This is a genomic window from Bacillus pacificus (genome assembly GCF_020861345.1).
GTDB lineage: Bacteria > Bacillota > Bacilli > Bacillales > Bacillaceae_G > Bacillus_A > Bacillus_A pacificus.
In genome coordinates, this window is sequence record NZ_CP086328.1 from 4,945,001 (window position 1) to 4,968,819 (window position 23,819).

The window sequence follows — 23,819 nt, forward strand, 5'->3', positions numbered from 1 at the left end:
AGATGGACATGAAATCGGTAGTATGGGTTATAATTACACGTCCTACACTTCTCTAGAGGCAAATGAAATACGAAGAGATCTTCTGCGAGCACAAGATGTTTTTACAAAACTCGGCGTGAAACAAATTAAACTATTGCGTCCACCTAGTGGAGACTTTAACAAGGCAACACTTAAAATAGCAGAATCACTCGGATACACTGTCGTTCATTGGAGTAATAACTCAAACGATTGGAAAAACCCTGGCGTAAACAATATCGTTTCCACCGTCTCTAATAATCTAAAAGGTGGAGATATCGTCTTATTACATGCATCCGATTCTGCTCTTCAAACAAATAAAGCTTTACCACTGCTTCTACAGAAATTAAAGAGTGACGGCTATGAACAAATATCCGTATCACAACTTATTTCCAACACAAGTACGAAAAGTAAAGATGTCCAATAATTTTTCACACATAAAAAGCTCTACTACCTTTCGTTCAGGTAATAGAGCTTTTTTTATCCCGATATTTCCATTCGTACAACTACCCTGCGTAAAAACTCTCTTAATTAGGCCGACTTACTCGCCTTTCCAATTAAACGATGTAATATAAGTAACTGATATGCATTACATAATAAAAGTGGTATCACCATTAAATATAACCAATCTGTATCATTAATTCGAAGTGCTGGTACCCACTCAAGAATTGTTACAACGACCATAAAGAACAAAGCTGGCACAAATGCCTTTTTATTCGTTTCCTTACTTTTTATATAAGCAACGATGGCACCAAACATAAATAACACACCAGCAACAAGTATGTTATTCCCTAATGAAACTTCCCCATTTGCAATCAATACCGATCTTAAATACACAAAATCAAATAAAACGAATGCAATAAAGAAGAGCTGGACTATATTCCATAAAGAAGACGATCGAAACATTCCCAGTCCAAAACGGTGGATTGTTAAATAAGCAAAGAACCCCATTTGACTTATCACACTAAAAATAAATCCTACACCCATCAACCAGAAGGAGACTGCCAAAATTTCCTTTCCGTCGAAATTTTGAAAAAATTTAGCGTACTTGTCCCACTCTAAAACAAATCCAATAATGACTGTACTAACCCCACCAAGAAACAACGTCGTAAAAAATAGTCGTACCCACTTGCGGCTATTCACAACACATCCCCCATTATCCTTATATTTCTAATTAAATTGTATCAATGACAATTTCAAAAAGCTAGCCATGTTCATGTATAAATTCCTTAAAGATATTTATATTAAAAAGAGAGAACTGTGCTGAAAGGAGTTCCAACTTATGAAACGGATGCTGCTCGTTTTGACTTCTTCTTTTCTATTTCTTGTACTTGTAGCATGTGCACAAGAAAAAGAAGCAAAGTCCGAACTTGATTATGATCAAACGAAGAAAATGATTGTTGATATTTTAAAAACCGATCAAGGTAAGAAAGCCATTCAAGATGTGTTAACTGATGAAAAAATGAAACAAGCACTCATACTAGATGAAACAGTAGTAAAGAAAACGATTGAAGATGCAATGGTATCCGATAAAGGGCAACAATTCTGGGAAAAGCTCTTTAAAGACCCTGAGTTCTCATCGAAATTCGCTAAAAGTATGGGAAAAGAACAAACAGCCTTAATGAAAACATTACTAAAAGACCCTGAATACCAAGCAGGCGTCATGGAAATTATGAAAAACCCTGAAGTAGAAAAAATGATGTTACAAACGATGAAGAGCAAAGAATACCGTCAATATTTACAACAAGTACTAACAGAAACTGCTGAAAGCCCACTCTTCCAAGCTAAGATGATTGATATTATTAGTAAAGGTGTCCAAAAAGCCGAAAAAAGTGGTTCTGATAAAAAGGAAGCCGGCGGTGAAGGTGGTTCCCAAGAAGGTAAAAAGGAACAGCAGTAAAAATAATAACGATAATAATGAGTGGACAATATATGTATCATCCACTCATTATTATTTTATTTTTGCGCAACAGTTGTTTTATCAATTACCGTTTCAGCTATTGTGCGATAAATAAGACCTGTCGTATGCGTATCTTCATATACTGACGGCGCAAAATCTTCTTTATTCCAATCAGGTTGTTGAAGCGGGATTCGGCCAAGTACTTCTGTTTGAAGTTCTGTAGCTAGTTTATCTCCTCCACCTCTTCCAAACACATATTCTTTTTCGCCAGTTGTTTTACTTTTAAAATAAGCCATATTCTCAACAACACCAAGAATACTATGTTCTGTACGTAAAGCCATTGCTCCAGCACGTGCTGCTACAAATGCCGCTGTTGGATGCGGTGTTGTGACAATAATCTCTTTACAAGCTGGTAGCATCGAATGTAAGTCTAGCGCAACATCACCTGTACCTGGTGGTAAATCTAAAACTAAATAATCTAAATCGCCCCATTCTACTTCTGTAAAGAAATGATTTAACATTTTCCCAAGCATAGGTCCTCTCCAAATAACCGGTGCATTATCTTCTACAAAGAACCCCATTGAGATTACCTTTACACCTAGACGCTCCACTGGAATGATTTTATCTCCTCTTACTACAGGGCGTTTTTCTATCCCCATCATATCAGGTACGCTAAAACCATAAATATCGGCATCAATGATACCAACTTTTTTCCCTAGACGAGCTAGAGCAATAGCAAGATTAACAGAAACTGTTGATTTCCCTACTCCACCTTTTCCACTCGCCACTGCTAAAAATGTCGTTTTCGAATTTGGTGACAATAAAGATTCAGTTTGCTCTTCTTCTTGTTCTGGTGCAAACTGAGCTAATTCCTCTTCTGTAAATTCTGCAAAGCGAAGCCCTACTGTTGCTGCTCCTAGTTCTTTCACTAACTTTACAATTCCAGATTGCAATTGCATTTGTTCCGCTGTACCGGTTTTTACGATTGCAATTTTAACACTTACATGTTCCTTCTCAGGCTTGACTGTCACCTCTTTAATTGCCCCTGTTTCTTTTAACGTTTTATGTAAAAACGGATCTACAATCCCTTCTAACGCTTCCACTACTTGCTCTTTCGTTACCATAATTAGCCCAGCCCCCTGTATGAAAAATAACATAATGTTAATTAAATATATCTCTCTTTACTTTTGAAATAAATGCGTTTACATTTCCAGTATAACATATTTTCGGAAAACTTCGTTAACGAGAGAAACGCAAAAAAATCCTCCTTATTCTGGAGGATTTCCTTTTTCCGTGAAATAACGTAATATACCACGATATACTGCAGCTGCTACCTTTTGCTGATATTTCTCCGAATTTAACATATACCTTTCATTTACATTCGATAAAAAGCCAGCTTCAATTAAAGCGCCTGGTGTTTTCGCATACTTTAATAAATACACATGAGAAATTGTTTTAGCAGAACGATTTGTATTCTCTAAACTCGTTCTCAACTCAGCTTGTATAAATTTCGCAGCACGTTCATTTTCAATTGAAGAACGGTAATAGAACGTTTGTGCGCCCTTCGATCCACTACTAGTTAAAGCATTTAAATGGATACTTGCAAAAAAGTCTACATCGGGTTTATTAATAATCTCTACACGTTTTTTTAAATCTTCTGCTTTACGTCTACTATATGACTTTGTATCTTTCTGGGCTAAATCATAATCTCCCTCACGCGTTAAAATAACTAGTGCACCTTGCTCTTGTAAATAATCTTGCACCTTCTTTGTGATCTCAAGCGTAATATCTTTTTCTACAATATCCTTGCCACCAACAGCCCCTCCGTCTGGTCCACCATGCCCAGCATCTAATACGATTACTTTCCCTGATAAGGGTAAATTCCAAGCTCGCCACGATTTTGTAATTTGAAATTCTTGTTTGACTAAAAAAAACAAAATAACCGCAGCGAGTGCAAAAGAGATAATTCGAATTCTCTTCATACCTTTCCTCCTCCAGCTAGTCCCTCTAATTACTTATATGGGACAAGAGGAAAGTTTATGCTTGTCTTAATGAAGCTTTAATCGATATCTTCTTTCACCTTTTTCATATCCTTCCTGCCACCATAAGCCGATAAACTGCTGGCAAGATTCAAAAAGTAATTCCTCATCTTGTAATTTAATTTCCCGCATAGTCATGCTCGTTAAAAATTGAAATAGTGTTTCCGTTAATTGTTGCTCTTCTTCTAAGGCCCTATATTTCACATCAAAGAACGATTCGCCATAATAGCCAAATTTACTATATCTCGCTCCTAATAAATACGATTCTATCCCTAATTCAATGCAGTAATCTTCATACTGACGATGAAGTTCCTGCATCTGAAAGGCATCTCTAATATTTGAACGTAATGTTTTTAATGATAATTCCCGCAGCATCTTCCGCTCATATTTCAACTGCTTTTCTTTTTGTTTTTCTTGTAAGCTGACAATGACATTCATAGTACTTATAAACCTCCCTAATACGTATTAGTCTAAACTTCTAAAGAAGAAGCATACGCGAGAGGATAGCACTAAAATATTCCAAACTACAAAAATTACAAAAGAGGAATGAAACATAAAAAAACCCCAACCAAAATGGTTGGGGTTTGTAGTTCGCAAAAATTAACGTTTTGAGAACTGAGGTGCACGACGTGCGCCTTTAAGACCGTATTTTTTACGCTCTTTCATACGTGCGTCACGAGTTAATAGACCTGCACGTTTTAGTGTTAGACGGTATTCTGGATCAGCTTTTAATAAAGCGCGAGAAATACCGTGACGAATAGCACCAGCTTGACCAGTGTATCCACCACCATTTACGTTTACAAGTACATCGTAGTTACCTAAAGTTTCTGTTGCAACTAGAGGTTGTTTCACTACTTCACGTAATGCAGCAAATGGGATATAGTTTTCAAAATCACGACCGTTAATGATAACGCGTCCTTCGCCTGGAACTAGGCGTACGCGCGCTACTGAACTCTTACGACGTCCAGTGCCATAGTATTGAACCTGTGCCAAAGTAAGCCCTCCTTTAATTGATTATCCGCGAAGTTCGTAAACTTCTGGTTTTTGTGCTTGGTGTGGATGCTCTGCTCCAGCATACACGTTTAGTTTCTTAGAAACTTGACGGCCTAAGCGTCCTTTTGGAAGCATGCCTTTAATTGCAAGCTCTAACATTTGTACAGGGTAGTTTGTACGCATTTCAAGAGCTGTTCTTTGTTTAAGTCCACCTGGGTGGTTAGTGTGACGGTAGTAAATTTTATCGTTTAATTTATTACCTGTTAAATGAATTTTCTCAGCGTTAATAATAATTACATGATCACCCGTGTCAACGTGTGGTGTAAATGTAGGTTTGTTTTTACCACGTAAAATGGATGCTACTTCACTAGCAAGGCGACCTAAAGTTTGACCTTCAGCATCAACCACATACCATTTACGCTCAACTTCGTTAGCTTTTGCCATAAAAGTCGTACGCATGTGTTTCCCTCCTCGTTATCTTTTCCATAGAAAAAATCTATTGTTTATCTTAAACACGATTTCCTTCCGGGGCTAATCGTGGTTTTAGAAACAATACCATATGTTATGATATACTTTTGAGTTTCTAATGTCAAGCAAATGTTACACCAGGATTAGTTGTTATAGTTTACCTGCCATAAATAAAGCCCATGACCAGGAGCCATCTTTCCAGCAAACTGACGATTTTGTTTCGCTAAAATCTCTGGAATGCTATCCGGATCAAGCTTTCCTTGCCCTACGCTCAGTAACGTACCAACAATAATCCTGACCATATTATATAAAAATCCATTACCTACAAAACGAAAAATTAATTCGTCGTCCTGCTCAATTAGCTCGATTTCATAAATTGTTCTCACTTTATCTTTTTTGTCAGTTTTTGCCGAACAAAAAGAAGTGAAATCATGCGTTCCAATAAAATAAGGGATCGCTTTTCTTATAGCGTTTATTTCGAGCGGATATGGATATTGATATACGTAATTTCTACGGAATACATCCGCAGTCTTTGATAATAATACACGATAACGATATTCTTTTCTCTCGACACCGTAACGTGCGTGAAATTCTTCTGTTTTTTTCTCTACCTGTGTGATAACAATATCATCTGGTAACATTGTGTTTAATGCATTGTTCCATTGCCACTCTTCAAGAGACAACGGTGTATCAAAGTGTATCACTTGTCCTTTAGCATGAACAGTAGAATCTGTTCTGCCCGATGCCTGAACACGGACAAGTTCCCCTTTATGCAATTTCTGTAAAGCTTTCTCTATTTCTTGTTGAACAGTACGATGCTGCGGTTGAATTTGATAACCACAAAAGTGCATGCCATCATATGCAACCGTACATTTTATTCTATCCATTTCTTTATTCTCCATTACGATCGCACCCATGCCAAAATACAAGCTAAACAAAGTAAGCTTATAATTGTTACTGTATCGCTTGTTTTCCAGCGTAGTTGCCTGAATTTAGTACGTCCTTCGCCACTTTGATATCCACGGGCTTCCATAGCAATTGCTAAGTCCTCTGCACGCTTAAAAGCACTGATGAATAGAGGAACGAGTAGTGAAATGATAGCTTTCATCCTATCTTTTATCGGTCCCCCTGCAAAATCAATACCACGTGACGATTGTGCCTTCATTATTTTACTCGTTTCATCCATTAATGTCGGGATAAAACGAAGAGAAATTGACATCATTAATGCGATTTCATGAACAGGAACTTTTATACGCTTCAACGGCTTTAATAACGTCTCCAAACCATCTGTAATCTCAATAGGTGTCGTCGTTAACGTTAATAATGTCGTCATTAAAATAATAACGAAGAATCGTATAGAAATGTATATTCCTTGCTCTAATCCTTTTTCATGTATCGAAAACCAACCAAGCTGGAATAGTACTTCCCCTTCTTTATTTGTTAAAATATGCAGGAAAAATGTAAACAGAAAAATCCATAGAATTGGTTTTAAGCCCGAAAGTACATAACGAATCGGCACTTTTGCAAAAAATAAAGCAATGAGTGCATATAAAAATAAAAATCCATATGAAATCGCATTATTTGCTAAGAAAACAACAAATACATATAAAAAGACAATCAGCAGCTTCGTACGTGGATCAAGTTGATGAATAAGAGAATTCCCTGGAATATATCTTCCAATAATCAACTGCTGCATGATTCATGACCACCTTTTCGTAACACCTGCACAACTTCATGAGTAAGATCCTCTAAAGATAAGGTAGCCTTTGGGATTGAAATGCCAAACTTCTCTTCAATTGCACGTTTATACTTTAAAGACATAGGAAGGTCCACGCCAATTTTCTCTAGTTCATCAGCATGTGAAAATACTTCCTCTGCACTTCCTTGCAAAAAGACCGTTCCTTTATGCATGACTACAATCTGCTCGGCATATTTAGCAGCATCCTCCATATTATGCGTTACAAGGATAACTGTAAGGCCTTTCTCCTTATGTAGCTTATAAAACATCTCCATAAGTTCATTTTGCCCTTTTGGATCTAGTCCTGCTGTAGGTTCATCTAATACAAGCACTTCGGGTTCCATCGCTAATACGCCTGCTATCGCAACACGCCTCATTTGCCCACCACTTAACTCAAATGGTGAACGTAATAACAGTTCTGGTTCTAACCCTACAAGTTCAATTGCCTCTCTTGCCTTTTGCTTCGCTTCTTCTACAGATACACCAAAATTAGTAGGTCCGAAGCAAATATCTTTCTCTACAGTCTCTTCAAACAACTGATGTTCTGGGAATTGAAAGACAACCCCTACCTTTTTACGTAGTGGCTTTAGCTTTTTTTCTTTCTTTCCTGCCGAAATGAAATGTTCACCAATTTGAACTGTGCCATTTGTCGGCTGCAATAAACCATTTAAATGTTGAATCATCGTCGACTTACCTGAACCAGTATGACCGATAATGGCATAATAGCCCCCACTTGGAAACGACACGTCTACATCATAAAGTGCGCGTCTTTCAAATGGAGTTTTATGTTGATAACGATGTTCTACTTTTTGGAATGTAATCTCCAAAGTTCGTTCACCAAGCTTTCCATTGTAAGATGCGTATTTTGCAAGAGAATTTCATTTCTTTTTAATAATTCTGCTATTTTCACTGAAAATGGTACATCTAATCCAATTTCTTGGAGCATATGAGAGGACTTGAAAATTTGTTCTGGAGTCCCTTCCTCTAATATCTCTCCCTTATTTAAAATAATGACACGGTCTGACTGTGCCGCTTCTTCTAAATCATGCGTAATTGATAACACGGTAATACCTTTTCCATTAACAAGTTGTCTAACCGTTTCTACCACTTCACGTCTCCCTTGAGGGTCTAGCATTGACGTTGCTTCATCTAATATCAAAATAGATGGCTGAAGTGCTAAAACGCCTGCTATTGCTACTCGCTGCTTTTGCCCACCAGATAACGAATGTGGCTCATCATTAAGAAAATCTTCCATACGGACTAGTCGTAAGGCCTGATCTAATCTTTCTACCATTTGCTCTCTTGGCATTCCGATATTCTCTAAACCAAAGACAACGTCATCTTGCACTGTTGTTCCAACAAATTGATTATCTGGATTTTGAAATACCATCCCAATTTGTTTTCGAACATCCCATACCGTTTCCTCTGACAAAACCATTGTATCATTTACTGTAATTGTCCCTGCTTCCGGCAAAAACAAACCATTCAATAATTTTGCAAGTGTAGACTTCCCAGAACCGTTTTGTCCAATAACAGATACCCATTCACCTTCATATAAGGAGAATGAAACATCTTTTAATGCATAAGTGGCTGCACCAGGATATTGAAATGATATATTTTCTGTCCGAAGTTTCTCTTTTTTCAATACAAGGCACCCTTTCCTTCGCCAAGTAAGCCTATTTTTATATTTAAAAAAAAGGGCCATGACCAGTTTCTTGAAAAGAACTGTCCTGCCCTTTTAATTATCATTATACTAACTCGATAATTACCATTGGTGCTGCGTCTCCGCGACGTGGACCAATTTTTGCAATACGAGTGTATCCGCCTTGGCGCTCAGCATAGCGTGGAGCTACATCAGCGAATAGTTTTTGAAGTGCATCTTGACCAGTCTCAGCGTTAGCTACTTCATTGCGAATGAAAGCTGCTGCTTGACGACGAGCATGAAGATCTCCGCGTTTACCTAAAGTGATCATTTTTTCCACTACAGAACGAAGTTCTTTTGCACGAGTTTCTGTCGTTTGGATGCGCTCGTTGATAATTAAATCAGTAGCTAAGTCACGTAACATAGCTTTACGTTGCGCACTTGTACGGCCTAATTTTCTGTATGCCATTCGTAGTTCCCTCCTTTGTTGATGGGTTTAAATCCTCAGTCATCTTTACGTAAACCTAAACCTAATTCCTCAAGTTTATGTTTAACTTCTTCTAAGGATTTACGTCCTAAGTTACGAACTTTCATCATATCTTCTTCTGTTTTGTTCGCAAGCTCTTGTACAGTATTAATTCCTGCACGTTTTAGGCAATTATAAGAACGAACAGAAAGGTCTAGTTCTTCGATAGTCATCTCAAGAACTTTCTCTTTTTGATCTTCTTCCTTCTCGACCATAATCTCAGCATTTTGTGCTTCATCAGTTAAACCAACAAAGATATTTAAATGCTCAGTTAAGATTTTGGCACCTAAAGAGATAGCTTCTTTTGGCCCGATGCTTCCATCCGTCCATACATCAAGCGTAAGCTTATCATAATTAGCCACTTGTCCGACACGTGTCTTTTCCACTTGGTAAGTCACACGTGATACTGGAGTATAAATAGAATCAATAGGAATTACTCCTATTGGTTGATCTTCGCTTTTATTTGCATCAGCTGGCGTATACCCACGGCCACGCTTTGCAGTTAAACGCACGCGGAAATGCGCATCTTTTGCTAACGTTGCAATGTGTAAATCTGGATTTAAGATTTCTACATCACTATCGTGAGTAATATCAGCAGCTGTGACAATACCTTCGCCCTGCACATCAATTTCCAACGTCTTCTCTTCTTCAGAGTAGATTTTAAGAGCTAACTTTTTCAAGTTTAAGATGATCGTTGTAACGTCTTCTACTACGCCCTCAACTGTTGAAAATTCATGTAATACGCCATCGATTTGGATAGCAGTAACAGCGGCACCAGGGAGTGAAGATAAAAGAATACGACGTAAGGAGTTACCCAACGTAGTACCATATCCACGCTCAAGCGGTTCAATTACGAATTTACCATATTTAGCATCTTCGTTAAGTTCAACCGTTTCGATTTTCGGCTTTTCGATTTCAATCATTAACTAAACCCTCCTTCAAAACGTCGAAACCCCGGTTAAACAAAGGTATAACCCCTGTCTAACCGAAAGTCCCCCTTAGGCAGTTCCCGATTGTGCACAACAAGCGATGTTTCTGTACGAAATTTCTCGATAATGCATCATATCCATTATAGACAAAAGGGAAAATTCTATACAGAAAAATTACACACGACGACGTTTTGGTGGACGACATCCATTATGAGGAACTGGAGTAACATCTCTAATTGCTGTTACTTCTAGACCTGCAGCTTGAAGAGCACGAATTGCAGCTTCACGACCAGCACCAGGACCTTTAACAGTAACCTCTAAAGTTTTTAAACCGTGCTCCATTGCAGCTTTAGCAGCAGTTTCAGCAGCCATTTGCGCAGCGAATGGAGTAGATTTACGAGATCCACGGAAACCAAGTGCACCAGCACTAGACCAAGAAAGCGCGTTACCGTGAGTATCTGTAAGTGTTACGATTGTGTTGTTGAAAGTAGAACGAATATGAGCTACACCAGCTTCAATATTCTTTTTCACACGTTTTTTACGAGTGTTTGTTTTACGTGCCATTGTTAGTTCAACCTCCTTTACTTATTATTTCTTTTTATTTGCTACTGTACGACGTGGACCTTTACGTGTACGAGCATTGTTTTTAGAGTTTTGACCACGAACTGGTAAACCACGACGGTGACGAAGACCACGGTAAGAACCGATCTCCATTAGACGTTTGATGTTAAGAGATACTTCACGACGAAGGTCTCCCTCAACTTTAATACGATCGATGATATCACGGATACGTCCTAATTCGTCTTCCGTTAAATCACGAACTCGTGTTTCTTCAGAAACACCAGCTTCAGCAAGAATTTTTTCAGCAGTTGTGCGACCAATGCCGAATACGTAAGTTAAAGAAATAACAACGCGTTTGTCACGAGGAATATCTACACCTGCGATACGTGCCATTCCGAATGCACCTCCTTCTGATTAACCTTGTTTTTGTTTATGTTTAGGGTTTTCACAAATAACCATTACTTTTCCACGTCTACGAATAACTTTACATTTTTCGCAGATTGGTTTAACTGACGGTCTTACTTTCATGTCTCGAACCTCCTTAAAGATTACGGAGTGCTATATTATTTAAAACGGTACGTAATACGACCACGATTTAAATCGTACGGAGATAATTCTACCGTAACTTTGTCTCCTGGTAAAATACGAATGAAGTTCATACGGATTTTACCAGAAACGTGAGCCAATACGACATGCCCATTCTCTAATTCTACTTTGAACATAGCATTTGGCAACGTTTCAAGAACGGTACCTTCGACTTCAATTACATCATCTTTAGCCATTCAATAGTTCTCCCTTCTTCAAATCAGTAACATTTTACACTGCTCTGAAATCCCGGAGAGCCAGCTACTTATAAAGTGGTAAGGATTTCGTATCCTGCTTCTGTAAGAGCAATCGTGTGCTCAAAATGGGCACACCATTTACCATCTACCGTTACCACTGTCCAGTCATCAGATAGTGTTTTTACATATCGTCTTCCTTGATTCACCATCGGCTCAACACAGATGACCATTCCCGGCTTTAATCTAGGGCCTCTATTTGGTGGACCATAGTGCGGGATTTGAGGGTCCTCATGTAAGTCTTGCCCGATTCCGTGACCAACATACTCCCTAACGATCGAGAATCCATTCTCTTCAGCATGGGTTTGAACCGCATGTGAGATATTTGATAATCTCTCGCCTGGTTTTACTTGTTCTAGACCAAGATACAACGATTTTTCTGTGACATCAAGTAGCTTTTGAACAGATTCAGAAATGTTTCCAACTGGATACGTCCATGCAGAATCTCCATGGTACCCATTGTATTTCGCACCAATATCGATACTGATGATATCGCCCTCTTTGAGCTTGCGCTTCCCTGGAATTCCGTGTACAAGCTCTTCATTTACAGAAGCACATATGCTCCCCGGAAATCCGTTGTATCCTTTAAAAGATGGCGTAGCACCATATTTTTGAATCGTCTTTTCCGCTATTTGATCGAGCTCTTTCGTTGTAATTCCTGGAGTAATGTGCTGTTTTAACTCTTGATGAGTTAAAGCAACGATCCTGCCAGCTTCTCGCATGATTTCTATCTCGCGAGGAGTTTTGCAGATTATCATTACGCTAAGCCTCCGATGAGAACATCGATATCAGCAAATACTTTATTGATATCTTGCTCACCATTAATGCTTTGTAAGTAACCAAGCTCCTCGTAGAAATCAAGCAAAGGTTTAGTTTGCTTAATATTTACATCTAAGCGATTTGCTACAGTTTCTTCATTGTCATCAGAGCGTTGATATAATTCGCCACCACATTTATCGCACACGTCAGCTTTTGCTGGCGGATTGAATTCTAAGTGGTAAGTCGCACCGCACTCTTTACAAATGCGACGGCCTGTAAGGCGCTTTAATAACAACCCTGAATCCACATTAATGTTTAAAACATAGTCGATTTTTTTGCCAAGATCTTTCATAATCTCTTCAAGAGCTGATGCTTGTGCAACAGTTCGTGGGAAACCATCTAATAAGAAGCCTCTTACGCAGTCTTCTTGGCTTAAACGTTCACGAACGATTCCGATTGTAACTTCATCTGGAACAAGTGCACCTTTATCAATAAAAGATTTTGCTTGTAAACCCATTTCAGTTTCAGCCTTCATAGCTGCACGGAACATATCTCCTGTTGAGATGTGAGGGATGTTATACTTGGCAACAATCTGTTCGGCTTGTGTACCTTTACCAGCACCAGGAAGCCCCATTAAAATTAAGTTCATCCTTGTTCCCCCTCAGAGTACATGAGCATGTAGGGAAGACAATACTTCCCACTTACTCACTGCTTGATAAACCCTTTGTAATGGCGTTTTACCAGTTGGCTTTCTAGTTGCTTCATTGTTTCTAAAGCAACGCCGACAACGATTAACATACTCGTTCCACCGATCTGTGCAGATGGAGGAAGATTTCCCAGCTTCGTAAAGATAACTGGTAAGATTGCAATCGCTGCTAGGAAAATTGATCCTACAAAGGTCAAACGATACAAGATTTTTGTTAGATATTGTTCTGTATTCTTACCCGGACGAATACCTGGAACATATCCACCTTGTTTGTTTAGATTCTCTGACATTTGCTCTGGATTAACCTGAACAAACGCATAGAAATATGTGAAGGCTACAATGAGCGCAACATATATGATCATTCCCACTGGGTGAGAATAGTTAAAGTTTGCAATAATCCACTGCGATACATCATGTTTCGGGAAGAACTGTGCAATAGTCGGAGGCGTAATTAAGAATGAAACAGCAAAAATTACTGGAATAACACCAGCACTATTTACCTTAAGCGGTAAATGTGTGTTTTGTGCTCCAGCATAACCACCATTTCCTCCTGTTACACGCTTCGCATATTGAATTGGGATCTTTCTAACAGCCTGTTGAATGAAAATAACACCCACAATAACTGCTAACACAGCTAGTAAGATCAATGCAACTTTAACGATACTCATGAACAATTGATCTCCGATATTTTGAAACTGTTGCTGATACACTTGAGATATAACACTTGGGATCGCTGCGGCAATACCACCAAAGATTAGGATGGAAATACCATTACCTACACCTTTAGCTGTAATCTGTTCACCTAACCACATTAAAAATGCAGTACCAGCAGTCAGTACCGTAGCAATGTATAAATAAGTGCTCCAACCAGGATTCAAAATTAATTGTCCACCTACCATACCGTTAAAACCGATTGACATACCAAACCCCTGAATAAACGCAAGAACAATTGTAAAATAACGCGTGAATTGCGTTAATTTACGACGGCCCATTTCACCTTGCTTCGCCCATTCCGAAAATTTAGGAACAACATCCATCTGCAATAATTGCACGATGATGGATGCTGTAATATACGGCATGATTCCCATCGCAAAGATGGAGAAGTTTTTCAAGGCTCCACCGCCAAATGTATTTAGAATACCTAAAGCATTTAATTGATCTTGTGCCTTCAGTACGTCTCCATTTGTAAATGGCACGGGGATAAACGTGCCAATCCTGAATACGATTAACATCGCTAAAGTGAATAATATTTTACGTCTTATCTCAGCAACGCGCATAAAGTTGGAGATTGTACGAAACATTAGATCACCTCAACTGATCCGCCAGCTGCTTCAATTGCTTCTTTAGCACTTGAAGAGAACTTGTGCGCTTTAACAGTTAGTTTTTTCTCTACTGCGCCGCTTGCAAGAATTTTAACACCGTCGTTTAATTTGCTGATAACGCCAGTTTCCAGCAATAATTCAGGTGTTACTTCTGTACCATCTTCAAAACGATTTAACGTTGATAAGTTTACAATAGCAAACTCTTTACGGTTAATGTTTGTGAAGCCGCGTTTTGGTAAACGACGGAATAATGGAGTTTGACCACCTTCGAAGCCAAGACGAACACCGCCGCCAGAACGTGCGTTTTGTCCTTTATGACCTTTACCAGCAGTTTTACCGTTACCAGAACCGATACCACGACCGACACGGTTACGTACTTTACGAGAACCTTCTGCAGGTTTTAATTCATGAAGTTTCATTCCCAGGCACCTCCTTATATTAATGAGTTATCCTTAAGCTTCTTTTACAGTTACAAGGTGAGAAACTTTGTTGATCATACCAAGAATAGCAGGAGTTTCTTCCTTAACTACAGTTGAATTCAACTTTTTAAGACCTAAAGCTTCTACCGTCGCACGTTGATCTTGTGGACGACCAATTACACTACGAGTGAGGGTAATTTCTAACTTTTTCGCCATTTGTTTTCCCTCCTTAACCTAGTAGCTCTTCTACAGATTTACCGCGTAATTTTGCAACATCTTCAGCGCGCTTAAGTTCGCTTAATCCGTTCACAGTAGCGCGAATCATGTTGATTGGTGTGTTAGAACCAAGAGATTTCGAAAGAATATCTTGTACACCTGCTAATTCAAGGACCGCACGAACAGGTCCACCAGCAATAACACCAGTACCCTCAGCAGCAGGCTTTAAGAATACTTCACCAGCTCCAAAATGACCGTTGATTGTGTGTGGAATTGTTGTACCAACTAATGGTACAGCGATTAAGTTTTTCTTAGCGTCTTCGATAGCTTTGCGGATTGCGTCTGGTACCTCTTGTGCTTTACCAGTACCGAATCCAACATGACCGTTTTTATCGCCAACTACAACTAGTGCAGCAAAGCGGAAACGACGACCACCCTTAACAACTTTCGCGACACGATTTATCGTAACTACACGTTCTTCAAGTTCTAATTTACTTGGGTCAATGCGATGCATCAATTTTCCCTCCTTTGACCATTAAAATTGTAATCCAGCCTCACGAGCAGCTTCAGCTAGAGCTTTAACACGGCCATGGTATAAGTAACCACCGCGATCAAATACTACTTCTTTAACGCCTTTCTCTACAGCACGCTTAGCAACTGATTCTCCAACTTTCGTAGCAGCTTCAATATTGCTAGTACCGTTAAGAGCAAGGTCTTTATCAAGAGTAGATGCACTTACTAACGTTACACCATTTACATCATCAATAACTTGAGCGTAAATATGTTGGTTAGAACGGAACACGTTTAAACGTGGACGTTCTGCAGTACCAGTAAGTTTAGCACGTACACGCGCATGTCTTTTCTTACGAGTCGCATTTTTATCAGCTTTAGTGATCATTCTTGTCACTCCTTTCTCTCACCTAACGGGTTTACTTAGCAGTTTTACCTTCTTTACGACGAACAACTTCGCCTTCGTAACGAATACCTTTACCTTTGTAAGGCTCAGGAGCACGTACAGCACGGATGTTAGCAGCGAATTCGCCAACACGTTGCTTGTCGATACCTTTGATTACGATCTTAGTTGGTGCAGGTACTTCAACTTCAAGACCTGCTTCCGGAGTCATTTCTACTGGATGAGAATAACCTACGCTTAATACAAGTTTATCACCTTGTTTTTGAGCACGGTAACCAACACCGACTAATTCAAGTCCGCGTGCGAAACCTTCAGTTACACCTTCAACCATGTTTCCAATTAAAGCACGAGTTGTACCGTGTAATGCACGGTGTTCCTTCTGTTCAGATGGACGCTCAACTGTTAATGTATTCTCTTCAATTTTGATAAGCATATCAGCATTGAAAGTACGAGTTAATTCACCTTTAGGGCCTTTTACTGTTACAGTATTGTCTTCTGCAACTGTAATAGTAACACCTGCAGGGATTTCAAGAATCTTTTTACCAATACGAGACATGTGGTCACACCTCCGTTCGTTTTAAATATATATTACCAAACGTATGCTACTACTTCTCCACCAGTTTGTAATTGACGAGCGTCTTTGTCTGTCATTACTCCCTTAGATGTAGAAACAAGAGCGATACCTAATCCGTTAAGTACACGTGGTACTTCGTCAGCTTTAGCGTAAACGCGTAAGCCAGGTTTACTGATACGTTTTAATCCAGTGATTACACGTTCGTTGTTTGCACCATATTTCAGGAAAATACGAAGGATACCTTGTTTGTTATCCTCGATGTATTCTACATCACGAATGAAACCTTCACGTTTTAAAAGTTCAGCGATCTCTTTTTTGATTTTAGAAGCAGGAACCTCTAATTTCTCATGACGTACCATGTTCGCATTACGGATGCGAGTAAGCATGTCTGCAATTGGATCTGTCATCACCATGTGTTTTACCTCCTTCCCATTTGTGGGTTTTACCAACTAGCTTTTTTAACACCAGGAATTTGACCTTTATATGCAAGTTCACGGAAACAAATACGGCAAAGTTTAAATTTGCGGTATACAGAATGCGGACGACCGCAGCGTTCGCAACGTGTATACTCTTGTACTTTAAACTTAGGAGTACGCTTTTGTTTCGCAATCATAGATTTTTTAGCCACGTTTTCGCCTCCTCTACTTAGCGTTGGCTTCCATTATTTTTGGAATGGCATACCGAATTGTGTTAAAAGTTCACGAGCTTCTTCATCAGTGTTCGCTGTAGTAACGATTACGATGTCCATACCGCGGACTTTGCTTACTTTATCATAATCAATCTCAGGGAAAATAAGTTGCTCTTTAACACCTAATGTATAGTTTCCACGACCATCGAATGATTTCTTAGAAACACCACGGAAATCACGTACACGTGGTAAAGAAACTGATACTAATTTATCGAAGAACTCATACATTTGCTCGCCGCGTAAAGTTACTTTCGCACCGATTGGCATACCTTCACGAAGACGGAAACCAGCGATTGATTTTTTAGCACGAGTTACAACAGGTTTTTGACCTGCGATTTGTGTTAATTCTTCTACTGCGTTGTCTAAAGCTTTTGAGTTAGATACCGCGTCACCAACACCAGTGTTGATTACGATCTTTTCGATTTTTGGTACCTGCATTACAGATTTATAGTTAAACTTGCTCATTAGAGCAGGAGTAATTTCCTTTTGGAACTTCTCTTTAAGGCGATTCAATGAAGTGACCTCCTTTCTTAAGAAAATTATTTATCTAATAATTCACCAGATTTTTTTGCAATACGAACTTTTTTACCATCTTCTACCTTGAAGCCTACGCGAGTAGGTTCACCTGTTTTCGGATCTAAAATCATAACGTTAGAAACGTGAATAGGTGCCTCTTTAGTAATAATTCCACCTTGTGGATTTAATTGAGATGGCTTAGAGTGCTTCTTAACGATGTTAACACCCTCAACGATAACACGGTTTTGCTTTGGGAAAGCCACAAGGATAACGCCTTGTTTTCCTTTGTCTTTACCAGTGATTACCTGTACTTTATCACCTTTTTTTACATGCATCTTAATTCTGCACCTCCTTAGCAAGGCAATACCTTAAATTATAGAACTTCTGGAGCTAAAGAAACGATCTTCATGAAGTTGCTATCACGTAATTCACGAGCTACTGGTCCGAAGATACGAGTACCACGTGGGCTCTTATCGTCTTTAATGATAACCGCTGCGTTTTCATCAAATTTGATGTAAGAACCATCCGGACGACGAGCACCGCTCTTCGTACGTACTACTACTGCTTTAACAACGTCACCTTTTTTAACAACGCCACCTGGTGTTGCTTGTTTTACCGTAGCAACGATAATGTCACCAATGTTAGCATATTTACGACCAGAGCCGCCTAATACTTTAATTGTTAAAAGTTCACGTGCACCAGAGTTGTCAGCAACTTTCAAACGAGATTCTTGTTGGATCATGTTATGAAACCTCCCTTCGGACTAAAAATTCCGATTCGTCTATTTAGATAATAACCGCTTCTTCAACGATTTCAACTAAACGGAAACGCTTAGTAGCAGAAAGCGGGCGAGTTTCCATGATTTTTACGATATCGCCAAGTTTCGCTTGGTTTTGCTCATCATGGGCTTTGTACTTCTTAGAATACTTAACACGTTTTCCGTACAAGGAATGAGTTTTGTAAGTTTCAACTAAAACTGTAATCGTTTTGTCCATTTTGTCAGACACTACACGACCAGTATAAACTTTGCGTTGGTTACGTTCGCTCACTATGCAAACCTCCCCTCAATTTATCGATTAATTCCGATCTCTCTTTCACGAACTACAGTTTTCATACGAGCAATTGCCTTACGCACTTCACGAATGCGAGTTGGATTCTCTAATTGTCCTGTAGCAAGTTGGAAGCGAAGATTAAACAACTCTTCCTTTAAAGCTTTAACTTTTGTTTCGATTTCGGCAGTGGTTAATTCACGAATATCATTAGTTTTCATTAGATTCACCACCATTTTCTTCACGTTTTACGAATTTACATTTCACAGGTAACTTGTGAGCTGCAAGACGTAATGCTTCGCGTGCTACCTCTTCAGATACACCCGCGATTTCGAACATAATTTTCCCAGGTTTTACTACTGCTACCCAGCCTTCTGGTGCCCCTTTACCGGAACCCATACGTACTTCTAGAGGTTTTGCAGTGTAAGGTTTAGAAGGGAAAATTTTAATCCATACTTTACCGCCACGTTTCATGTAACGAGTCATTGCACGACGAGCAGCTTCGATTTGACGGTTTGTAATCCATGAAGCAGCTTGTGCTTGTAAACCGAATTCACCGAAAGCTACTTCAGTTCCACCTTTAGCACGACCACGCATTTTACCACGATGCTCTCTACGATATTTTACGCGTTTTGGCATTAACATATTATTTTCCTCCTTCCTCAGAAGCTTTCTTTTTTGTAGGAAGGACTTCTCCACGGTAGATCCATACTTTTACGCCTAATTTACCGTATGTTGTATCAGCTTCAACTGCTGCATAGTCAATATCAGCGCGAAGTGTATGAAGTGGAACAGTTCCTTCACTGTAAGATTCTGCACGAGCGATATCAGCTCCGCCAAGACGACCAGAAACCTGTGTTTTAATACCTTTAGCACCTGCACGCATAGCACGTTGAATAACTTGCTTTTGTGCACGACGGAATGATACACGGTTTTCTAATTGACGAGCGATGTTTTCGCCTACTAATTTAGCGTTAAGATCAGCTCTCTTAACTTCTAAAATGTTGATGTGTACACGCTTGCCTGTTAATTGGTTAAGAGCTTTACGAAGTGCTTCAACTTCAGTACCACCTTTACCAATTACCATACCAGGTTTTGCAGTGTGAATTGTAACATTTACACGATTTGCTGCACGTTCGATTTCTACTTTAGCAACAGCAGAATCTTTTAAGCGTACATTAATGTACTCACGGATTTTGATGTCTTCATGTAATAATGTAGCGTAATCTTTCTCAGCGAACCAACGAGATTCCCAGTCACGGATAACGCCGACACGAAGACCAATTGGATTAACCTTTTGACCCATCGATTATCCCTCCTTCTTTTCTGATACCACAACTGTGATGTGGCTTGTGCGTTTGTTAATTTGGCTTGCACGACCCATTGCACGTGGACGGAAACGTTTTAACGTTGGACCTTCGTCAACGAAAACTTTCTCAACAACTAAGTTGTTAATGTCCATTTCATAATTGTGCTCTGCATTTGCGATTGCAGATTTTAAAACTTTTTCTACAACTGGAGAAGCAGTTTTTGGTGTGTGGTTAAGGATAGCAATCGCTTCACCCACTTGCTTACCTCGGATTAAGTCTACAACTAAACGAACTTTACGAGGAGCAATACGAACTGTTCTCGCTACTGCTTTAGCTTGCATTGAAGTGCCTCCTCTCATTATCTTCTAGTTTTCTTATCGTCAGCATCATGACCTTTATACGTACGAGTTGGTGCGAATTCACCTAACTTGTGGCCTACCATGTCTTCAGTAACATATACAGGTACATGTTTACGACCGTCATATACAGCGATTGTGTGACCGATGAACTGAGGGAAGATCGTTGAACGACGAGACCAAGTTTTAACAACTTGCTTTTGCTCAGTTTCATTTAGCTTTGCAATTTTACTCATTAAATGATCATCGACAAATGGTCCTTTTTTCAAGCTACGAGCCATTTTGGTGCCTCCCTTCGTGATTGCCGTACGGTTCTTAAAGTGAACCGTACTACAATCCCATTATTTTTTACGACGACGAACGATGAATTTGTCAGACGCTTTGTTTTTCTTACGAGTTTTGAATCCAAGAGTTGGTTTACCCCATGGAGACATTGGAGACTTACGTCCGATTGGTGAACGTCCTTCACCACCACCGTGTGGGTGATCAACTGGGTTCATTACAGAACCACGAACAGTTGGGCGCTTACCTAACCAGCGAGAGCGACCAGCTTTACCGATCTTGATAAGTTCGTGTGACTCGTTACCAACTTGACCTACAGTTGCACGACAAGCAGATAATACAAGACGCACTTCACCAGAAGTTAAACGTACAAGAACGTATTTACCTTCTTTACCAAGTACTTGTGCAGATGTACCAGCAGAACGAACTAATTGTCCACCACGACCTGGTTTAAGCTCGATGTTATGAACAACAGTACCTACTGGAATGTTGATTAATGGTAATGCGTTACCGATTTTAATGTCAGCTTCAGCGCCAGACATAATTTCCATACCTACTTCTAAGTTCTTAGGAGCAAGAATGTAACGTTTTTCACCGTCAACGTAGTTAATTAATGCGATATTCGCAGAGCGGTTTGGATCGTATTCGATCGTAGCAACGCGTCCTGGAATTCCATCTTTGTTACGTTTGAAGTCGATGATACGGTATTGACGCTTATGTCCGCCACCTTGATGACGTACAGTGATTTTACCTTGGTTATTACGACCAGCCTTTTTGCTTAAAGGAGCAAGTAAAGACTTTTCGGGTCTGTCAGTCGTGATTTCAGCGAAATCATTCGTAGTCATGTTACGACGACCGTTAGTAGTTGGATTATACTTTTTAATTCCCATCTCAATTTCCCTCCTTCTTTAGTAAGAATTAAACGCCTTGGAAGATTTCGATTTCTTTGCTGTCAGCAGTTAGCTTAACGATTGCTTTACGACGACGGCTAGTAAAACCAGCGTGACGACCAACGCGTTTTGCTTTCGGCTTGTAGTTCATGATGTTCACTTTTTCTACTTTAACACCAAAGATCGCTTCTAGAGCATCTTTAACTTCTGTTTTATTAGATTTAACGTCCACATCGAACGTGTATTTTTTTTCAGCCATCATTTCCATAGAACGTTCAGTGATAACTGGGCGCTTAATGATATCACGAGGATCTCTCATTATGCAAGCACCTCCTCTACTTTTTCCACTGCCGCTTTTGTCATGATTAGCTTATCATGATGAAGCACGTCTAAAACGTTTACGCCATCAGCAGTGATTACTGTTACTCCAGGGATATTGCGAGCAGATAACTCTACAGATTCGTTTGCATCAGCAGTTACGATAAGAGCTTTCTTCTCAACAGTTAATCCTTTAAGTACTGCTAGCATATCTTTTGTTTTTGGTGCATTTAACACTAGGTCTTCAAGAACTACAATGTTGTTCTCAACTACTTTAGTAGCTAATGCAGATTTGATTGCTAAACGACGAACTTTCTTAGGAAGTTTGTACGCATAGCTTCTTGGTGTAGGTCCGAATACCGTACCACCACCACGCCATTGAGGAGAGCGGATAGACCCTTGACGAGCACGTCCAGTTCCTTTTTGACGCCATGGTTTACGACCACCACCGCGAACTTCAGAGCGAGTTTTTACTTTGTGTGTACCTTGACGTAAAGATGCACGTTGCATCATTACAGCTTCGAAAAGTACAGCTTCATTTGGTTCGATACCGAAAATAGCTTCAGCTAATTCGATTTCACCAACCTGTGAACCAGTTTGGTTATATACAGTAACTTTTGGCATTGGAATTCCTCCTTCCTATTGTGAATTATTTGCTAACCTTCACAGCGCCTTGAACAACTACAAGAGATTTCTTAGCACCTGGAACGTTACCTTTTACTAGTAATAAGTTGCGCTCAGTGTCAACTTGAACGATTTCTAAGTTTTGGATAGTAACTTGGTCTCCACCCATACGTCCAGCAAGTTTTTTGCCTTTGAATACACGGTTCGGAGCAACTGGGCCCATTGAACCTGGACGACGGTGATAGCGAGAACCATGAGACATAGGTCCGCGAGATTGTCCGTGGCGTTTGATAACACCTTGGAAACCTTTACCTTTAGAAATTCCTGTTACATCAACGATTTCACCTGCAGCGAATACGTCAACTTTTACCTCTTGACCAACCTCTAATCCGTCCACGTCTGCATCGCGGATTTCGCGAATGAAGCGCTTAGGAGTTGTAGATGCTTTAGCAGTGTGGCCTTGTTCAGGTTTGTTAGTTAACTTTTCACGCTTATCTTCAAATCCTAACTGAATTGCGTTGTAGCCATCAGTTTCAGTTGTTTTCTTTTGAAGAACAACGTTTGGATTAGCAGCGATAACTGTTACTGGGATTAACTCACCGTTCTCAGCAAATACTTGAGTCATACCGATCTTTCTTCCTAAGATTCCTTTGGTCATGAGTTACACCTCCTACATTTTTAAGTTATATAAATTATAGTTTGATTTCGATATCTACACCAGATGGTAAGTCTAAACGCATTAATGAATCTACTGTTTGTGGAGTAGGACTCACGATGTCGATTAGACGTTTGTGCGTGCGCATTTCGAATTGCTCACGAGAATCTTTGTACTTATGAACAGCACGAAGAATTGTGTAAACAGTTTTTTCAGTTGGTAATGGGATCGGACCAGAAACTGTTGCCCCAGAACGCTTAGCTGTTTCTACAATTTTCTCAGCTGACTGATCAAGAATACGGTGATCGTAAGCTTTTAAACGGATACGAATTTTTTCTTTTGCCATTATTTTCCCTCCTTCGTTCGCCTATTTCTAAAATAGACCTTCTCCATGGAAATTTCCTCACACCATGCCATGGCAAAGCGGCCGGGTGTGTCAGCAACCTTCCACTTCATCGCAGTCAAAGACCAACATTGTCTATTATACAATGTTATTCGTCTAGATGCAAGCATCTTTTTGTTTGCATCTGCTTTTCTCTACTTTTGCTATTATACATGGCACTTTAAAGAAT

The 23,819-nt window shown here is 39.5% G+C and carries 42 protein-coding genes (1 of these 42 cut by a window edge); 2 read left to right on the top strand and 40 right to left on the bottom strand.

All coding sequences use genetic code 11. The features are described 5' to 3' along the window. Window positions 1–442: the 3' portion of a polysaccharide deacetylase family sporulation protein PdaB gene (pdaB, locus tag LMD38_RS25405; protein WP_000464707.1), read on the top strand. It extends 323 nt beyond the left edge of the window; 442 of the gene's 765 nt are visible here — the last part of the coding sequence; its start codon lies off the left edge, out of view; it ends in the stop codon at window positions 440–442. Window positions 443–546: 104 nt separating this feature from the next. On the opposite strand, the gene kbaA is transcribed toward pdaB, so the two are convergent. Beyond that, complete coding sequence (gene kbaA / locus LMD38_RS25410) at window positions 547–1,158, bottom strand: KinB signaling pathway activation protein KbaA (protein ID WP_016716249.1); 612 nt, start codon at window positions 1,156–1,158, stop codon at window positions 547–549. A 139-nt stretch (window positions 1,159–1,297) separates the two neighbouring features. On the opposite strand from kbaA, the gene gerD reads away from it, so the two are divergent. Further along, entirely contained in the window at window positions 1,298–1,915 is a 618-nt protein-coding gene (gene gerD / locus LMD38_RS25415) for a spore germination protein GerD (RefSeq protein WP_000827521.1), read from the top strand. Between the two features lie 56 nt (window positions 1,916–1,971). On the opposite strand, the gene LMD38_RS25420 is transcribed toward gerD, so the two are convergent. The 39 genes from LMD38_RS25420 to rpsJ all read right to left on the bottom strand — a co-directional run bounded on the left by LMD38_RS25420 (window position 1,972) and on the right by rpsJ (window position 23,593). Further along, window positions 1,972–3,039: an Mrp/NBP35 family ATP-binding protein gene (locus LMD38_RS25420; protein WP_061183203.1), complete on the bottom strand. Its 1,068-nt coding sequence runs from the start codon at window positions 3,037–3,039 to the stop codon at window positions 1,972–1,974. A gap of 144 nt (window positions 3,040–3,183) precedes the next feature. Then, window positions 3,184–3,897 carry an N-acetylmuramoyl-L-alanine amidase CwlD gene (gene cwlD, locus LMD38_RS25425; RefSeq protein ID WP_000822436.1) on the bottom strand — a complete coding sequence of 238 codons (714 nt, stop codon included), beginning with the start codon at window positions 3,895–3,897 and terminating at the stop codon, window positions 3,184–3,186. Window positions 3,898–3,963: 66 nt separating this feature from the next. Further along, entirely contained in the window at window positions 3,964–4,392 is a 429-nt protein-coding gene (locus tag LMD38_RS25430) for a YbaK family protein (protein ID WP_001101006.1), read from the bottom strand. A 162-nt stretch (window positions 4,393–4,554) separates the two neighbouring features. Next, complete coding sequence (gene rpsI, locus LMD38_RS25435) at window positions 4,555–4,947, bottom strand: 30S ribosomal protein S9 (RefSeq protein ID WP_000079986.1); 393 nt, start codon at window positions 4,945–4,947, stop codon at window positions 4,555–4,557. Between the two features lie 21 nt (window positions 4,948–4,968). Next, window positions 4,969–5,406 (bottom strand): 50S ribosomal protein L13, encoded by a 438-nt coding sequence (rplM, locus tag LMD38_RS25440; protein WP_001260793.1) that lies wholly within the window; start codon window positions 5,404–5,406, stop codon window positions 4,969–4,971. Between the two features lie 152 nt (window positions 5,407–5,558). Next, window positions 5,559–6,302, bottom strand: a complete 744-nt coding sequence (truA, locus tag LMD38_RS25445) for a tRNA pseudouridine(38-40) synthase TruA (protein WP_011039908.1) — start codon at window positions 6,300–6,302, stop codon at window positions 5,559–5,561. Between the two features lie 14 nt (window positions 6,303–6,316). Beyond that, window positions 6,317–7,111, bottom strand: a complete 795-nt coding sequence (locus LMD38_RS25450; RefSeq protein WP_001186536.1) for an energy-coupling factor transporter transmembrane component T family protein — start codon at window positions 7,109–7,111, stop codon at window positions 6,317–6,319. Then, the gene (locus LMD38_RS25455; RefSeq protein ID WP_061183204.1) at window positions 7,099–7,980 is read right to left on the bottom strand and encodes an energy-coupling factor ABC transporter ATP-binding protein; all 882 of its coding nucleotides are present in this window, start codon (window positions 7,978–7,980) and stop codon (window positions 7,099–7,101) included. Before LMD38_RS25455 ends, LMD38_RS25450 begins: the two co-directional genes overlap by 13 nt. Then, window positions 7,956–8,798 carry an energy-coupling factor ABC transporter ATP-binding protein gene (locus tag LMD38_RS25460; RefSeq protein ID WP_061183205.1) on the bottom strand — a complete coding sequence of 281 codons (843 nt, stop codon included), beginning with the start codon at window positions 8,796–8,798 and terminating at the stop codon, window positions 7,956–7,958. The genes LMD38_RS25455 and LMD38_RS25460 overlap by 25 nt, the downstream gene beginning before the upstream one ends. 103 nt (window positions 8,799–8,901) lie before the next feature. Further along, window positions 8,902–9,264 carry a 50S ribosomal protein L17 gene (gene rplQ / locus LMD38_RS25465; RefSeq protein ID WP_000331490.1) on the bottom strand — a complete coding sequence of 121 codons (363 nt, stop codon included), beginning with the start codon at window positions 9,262–9,264 and terminating at the stop codon, window positions 8,902–8,904. Between the two features lie 35 nt (window positions 9,265–9,299). Then, window positions 9,300–10,244, bottom strand: coding sequence for a DNA-directed RNA polymerase subunit alpha (locus LMD38_RS25470; protein ID WP_000569643.1), 945 nt, complete (start codon window positions 10,242–10,244; stop codon window positions 9,300–9,302). A 180-nt stretch (window positions 10,245–10,424) separates the two neighbouring features. Further along, window positions 10,425–10,814 (bottom strand): 30S ribosomal protein S11, encoded by a 390-nt coding sequence (rpsK, locus tag LMD38_RS25475; RefSeq protein WP_000101799.1) that lies wholly within the window; start codon window positions 10,812–10,814, stop codon window positions 10,425–10,427. A 24-nt stretch (window positions 10,815–10,838) separates the two neighbouring features. Beyond that, entirely contained in the window at window positions 10,839–11,204 is a 366-nt protein-coding gene (gene rpsM, locus LMD38_RS25480; RefSeq protein WP_000090789.1) for a 30S ribosomal protein S13, read from the bottom strand. A 21-nt stretch (window positions 11,205–11,225) separates the two neighbouring features. Beyond that, on the bottom strand, window positions 11,226–11,339 hold the full coding sequence (gene rpmJ / locus LMD38_RS25485) for a 50S ribosomal protein L36 (RefSeq protein ID WP_000868344.1): 114 nt from the start codon (window positions 11,337–11,339) through the stop codon (window positions 11,226–11,228). 35 nt (window positions 11,340–11,374) lie between these two features. Further along, a complete protein-coding gene (gene infA, locus LMD38_RS25490; protein WP_001029884.1) occupies window positions 11,375–11,593 on the bottom strand; it encodes a translation initiation factor IF-1 in 219 nt (72 codons plus the stop codon). Between the two features lie 68 nt (window positions 11,594–11,661). After that, complete coding sequence (gene map, locus LMD38_RS25495; RefSeq protein ID WP_000582539.1) at window positions 11,662–12,408, bottom strand: type I methionyl aminopeptidase; 747 nt, start codon at window positions 12,406–12,408, stop codon at window positions 11,662–11,664. Further along, window positions 12,408–13,058 (bottom strand): adenylate kinase, encoded by a 651-nt coding sequence (locus tag LMD38_RS25500; RefSeq protein WP_001048996.1) that lies wholly within the window; start codon window positions 13,056–13,058, stop codon window positions 12,408–12,410. Before LMD38_RS25500 ends, map begins: the two co-directional genes overlap by 1 nt. A gap of 56 nt (window positions 13,059–13,114) precedes the next feature. Beyond that, window positions 13,115–14,416: a preprotein translocase subunit SecY gene (secY, locus tag LMD38_RS25505; protein ID WP_000490114.1), complete on the bottom strand. Its 1,302-nt coding sequence runs from the start codon at window positions 14,414–14,416 to the stop codon at window positions 13,115–13,117. Beyond that, window positions 14,416–14,856 carry a 50S ribosomal protein L15 gene (gene rplO / locus LMD38_RS25510; protein WP_000766080.1) on the bottom strand — a complete coding sequence of 147 codons (441 nt, stop codon included), beginning with the start codon at window positions 14,854–14,856 and terminating at the stop codon, window positions 14,416–14,418. The genes secY and rplO overlap by 1 nt, the downstream gene beginning before the upstream one ends. Before the next feature lie 33 nt (window positions 14,857–14,889). Then, window positions 14,890–15,072 (bottom strand): 50S ribosomal protein L30, encoded by a 183-nt coding sequence (rpmD, locus tag LMD38_RS25515; RefSeq protein ID WP_001085234.1) that lies wholly within the window; start codon window positions 15,070–15,072, stop codon window positions 14,890–14,892. Between the two features lie 13 nt (window positions 15,073–15,085). After that, window positions 15,086–15,586, bottom strand: coding sequence for a 30S ribosomal protein S5 (gene rpsE / locus LMD38_RS25520; RefSeq protein WP_000554646.1), 501 nt, complete (start codon window positions 15,584–15,586; stop codon window positions 15,086–15,088). Window positions 15,587–15,607: 21 nt separating this feature from the next. Then, window positions 15,608–15,970 (bottom strand): 50S ribosomal protein L18, encoded by a 363-nt coding sequence (gene rplR / locus LMD38_RS25525; protein WP_000628816.1) that lies wholly within the window; start codon window positions 15,968–15,970, stop codon window positions 15,608–15,610. A 31-nt stretch (window positions 15,971–16,001) separates the two neighbouring features. Further along, a complete protein-coding gene (gene rplF, locus LMD38_RS25530) occupies window positions 16,002–16,541 on the bottom strand; it encodes a 50S ribosomal protein L6 (protein WP_000086558.1) in 540 nt (179 codons plus the stop codon). A 32-nt stretch (window positions 16,542–16,573) separates the two neighbouring features. Further along, on the bottom strand, window positions 16,574–16,972 hold the full coding sequence (rpsH, locus tag LMD38_RS25535) for a 30S ribosomal protein S8 (protein ID WP_000245511.1): 399 nt from the start codon (window positions 16,970–16,972) through the stop codon (window positions 16,574–16,576). A 29-nt stretch (window positions 16,973–17,001) separates the two neighbouring features. Then, window positions 17,002–17,187 carry a 30S ribosomal protein S14 gene (rpsN, locus tag LMD38_RS25540; protein WP_001085700.1) on the bottom strand — a complete coding sequence of 62 codons (186 nt, stop codon included), beginning with the start codon at window positions 17,185–17,187 and terminating at the stop codon, window positions 17,002–17,004. A gap of 33 nt (window positions 17,188–17,220) precedes the next feature. Beyond that, window positions 17,221–17,760 carry a 50S ribosomal protein L5 gene (rplE, locus tag LMD38_RS25545; protein ID WP_001080827.1) on the bottom strand — a complete coding sequence of 180 codons (540 nt, stop codon included), beginning with the start codon at window positions 17,758–17,760 and terminating at the stop codon, window positions 17,221–17,223. Between the two features lie 26 nt (window positions 17,761–17,786). Next, window positions 17,787–18,098, bottom strand: coding sequence for a 50S ribosomal protein L24 (rplX, locus tag LMD38_RS25550; protein WP_000558200.1), 312 nt, complete (start codon window positions 18,096–18,098; stop codon window positions 17,787–17,789). Between the two features lie 38 nt (window positions 18,099–18,136). Continuing rightward, window positions 18,137–18,505 (bottom strand): 50S ribosomal protein L14, encoded by a 369-nt coding sequence (gene rplN / locus LMD38_RS25555; protein ID WP_000615912.1) that lies wholly within the window; start codon window positions 18,503–18,505, stop codon window positions 18,137–18,139. A gap of 43 nt (window positions 18,506–18,548) precedes the next feature. Continuing rightward, window positions 18,549–18,812, bottom strand: a complete 264-nt coding sequence (rpsQ, locus tag LMD38_RS25560) for a 30S ribosomal protein S17 (RefSeq protein WP_000004106.1) — start codon at window positions 18,810–18,812, stop codon at window positions 18,549–18,551. 20 nt (window positions 18,813–18,832) lie between these two features. Then, window positions 18,833–19,033 carry a 50S ribosomal protein L29 gene (gene rpmC, locus LMD38_RS25565; protein ID WP_000855718.1) on the bottom strand — a complete coding sequence of 67 codons (201 nt, stop codon included), beginning with the start codon at window positions 19,031–19,033 and terminating at the stop codon, window positions 18,833–18,835. Next, window positions 19,023–19,457 carry a 50S ribosomal protein L16 gene (gene rplP / locus LMD38_RS25570; protein WP_000928971.1) on the bottom strand — a complete coding sequence of 145 codons (435 nt, stop codon included), beginning with the start codon at window positions 19,455–19,457 and terminating at the stop codon, window positions 19,023–19,025. Before rplP ends, rpmC begins: the two co-directional genes overlap by 11 nt. Window position 19,458: 1 nt before the next feature. Then, entirely contained in the window at window positions 19,459–20,118 is a 660-nt protein-coding gene (gene rpsC / locus LMD38_RS25575) for a 30S ribosomal protein S3 (RefSeq protein WP_000529956.1), read from the bottom strand. 3 nt (window positions 20,119–20,121) lie between these two features. Beyond that, window positions 20,122–20,463: a 50S ribosomal protein L22 gene (gene rplV / locus LMD38_RS25580; RefSeq protein ID WP_001148024.1), complete on the bottom strand. Its 342-nt coding sequence runs from the start codon at window positions 20,461–20,463 to the stop codon at window positions 20,122–20,124. 17 nt (window positions 20,464–20,480) lie between these two features. Then, window positions 20,481–20,759, bottom strand: a complete 279-nt coding sequence (gene rpsS, locus LMD38_RS25585; RefSeq protein WP_000124453.1) for a 30S ribosomal protein S19 — start codon at window positions 20,757–20,759, stop codon at window positions 20,481–20,483. A 60-nt stretch (window positions 20,760–20,819) separates the two neighbouring features. Next, the gene (gene rplB / locus LMD38_RS25590; RefSeq protein WP_000511580.1) at window positions 20,820–21,650 is read right to left on the bottom strand and encodes a 50S ribosomal protein L2; all 831 of its coding nucleotides are present in this window, start codon (window positions 21,648–21,650) and stop codon (window positions 20,820–20,822) included. Window positions 21,651–21,678: 28 nt separating this feature from the next. Continuing rightward, complete coding sequence (gene rplW / locus LMD38_RS25595) at window positions 21,679–21,969, bottom strand: 50S ribosomal protein L23 (RefSeq protein WP_001205558.1); 291 nt, start codon at window positions 21,967–21,969, stop codon at window positions 21,679–21,681. Further along, on the bottom strand, window positions 21,969–22,592 hold the full coding sequence (rplD, locus tag LMD38_RS25600; RefSeq protein ID WP_001127258.1) for a 50S ribosomal protein L4: 624 nt from the start codon (window positions 22,590–22,592) through the stop codon (window positions 21,969–21,971). The genes rplW and rplD overlap by 1 nt, the downstream gene beginning before the upstream one ends. A 25-nt stretch (window positions 22,593–22,617) precedes the next feature. Beyond that, window positions 22,618–23,250 (bottom strand): 50S ribosomal protein L3, encoded by a 633-nt coding sequence (gene rplC / locus LMD38_RS25605; RefSeq protein WP_073531215.1) that lies wholly within the window; start codon window positions 23,248–23,250, stop codon window positions 22,618–22,620. 34 nt (window positions 23,251–23,284) lie between these two features. Then, window positions 23,285–23,593 (bottom strand): 30S ribosomal protein S10, encoded by a 309-nt coding sequence (rpsJ, locus tag LMD38_RS25610; RefSeq protein WP_001040596.1) that lies wholly within the window; start codon window positions 23,591–23,593, stop codon window positions 23,285–23,287. Window positions 23,594–23,819 lie beyond the last annotated feature (226 nt).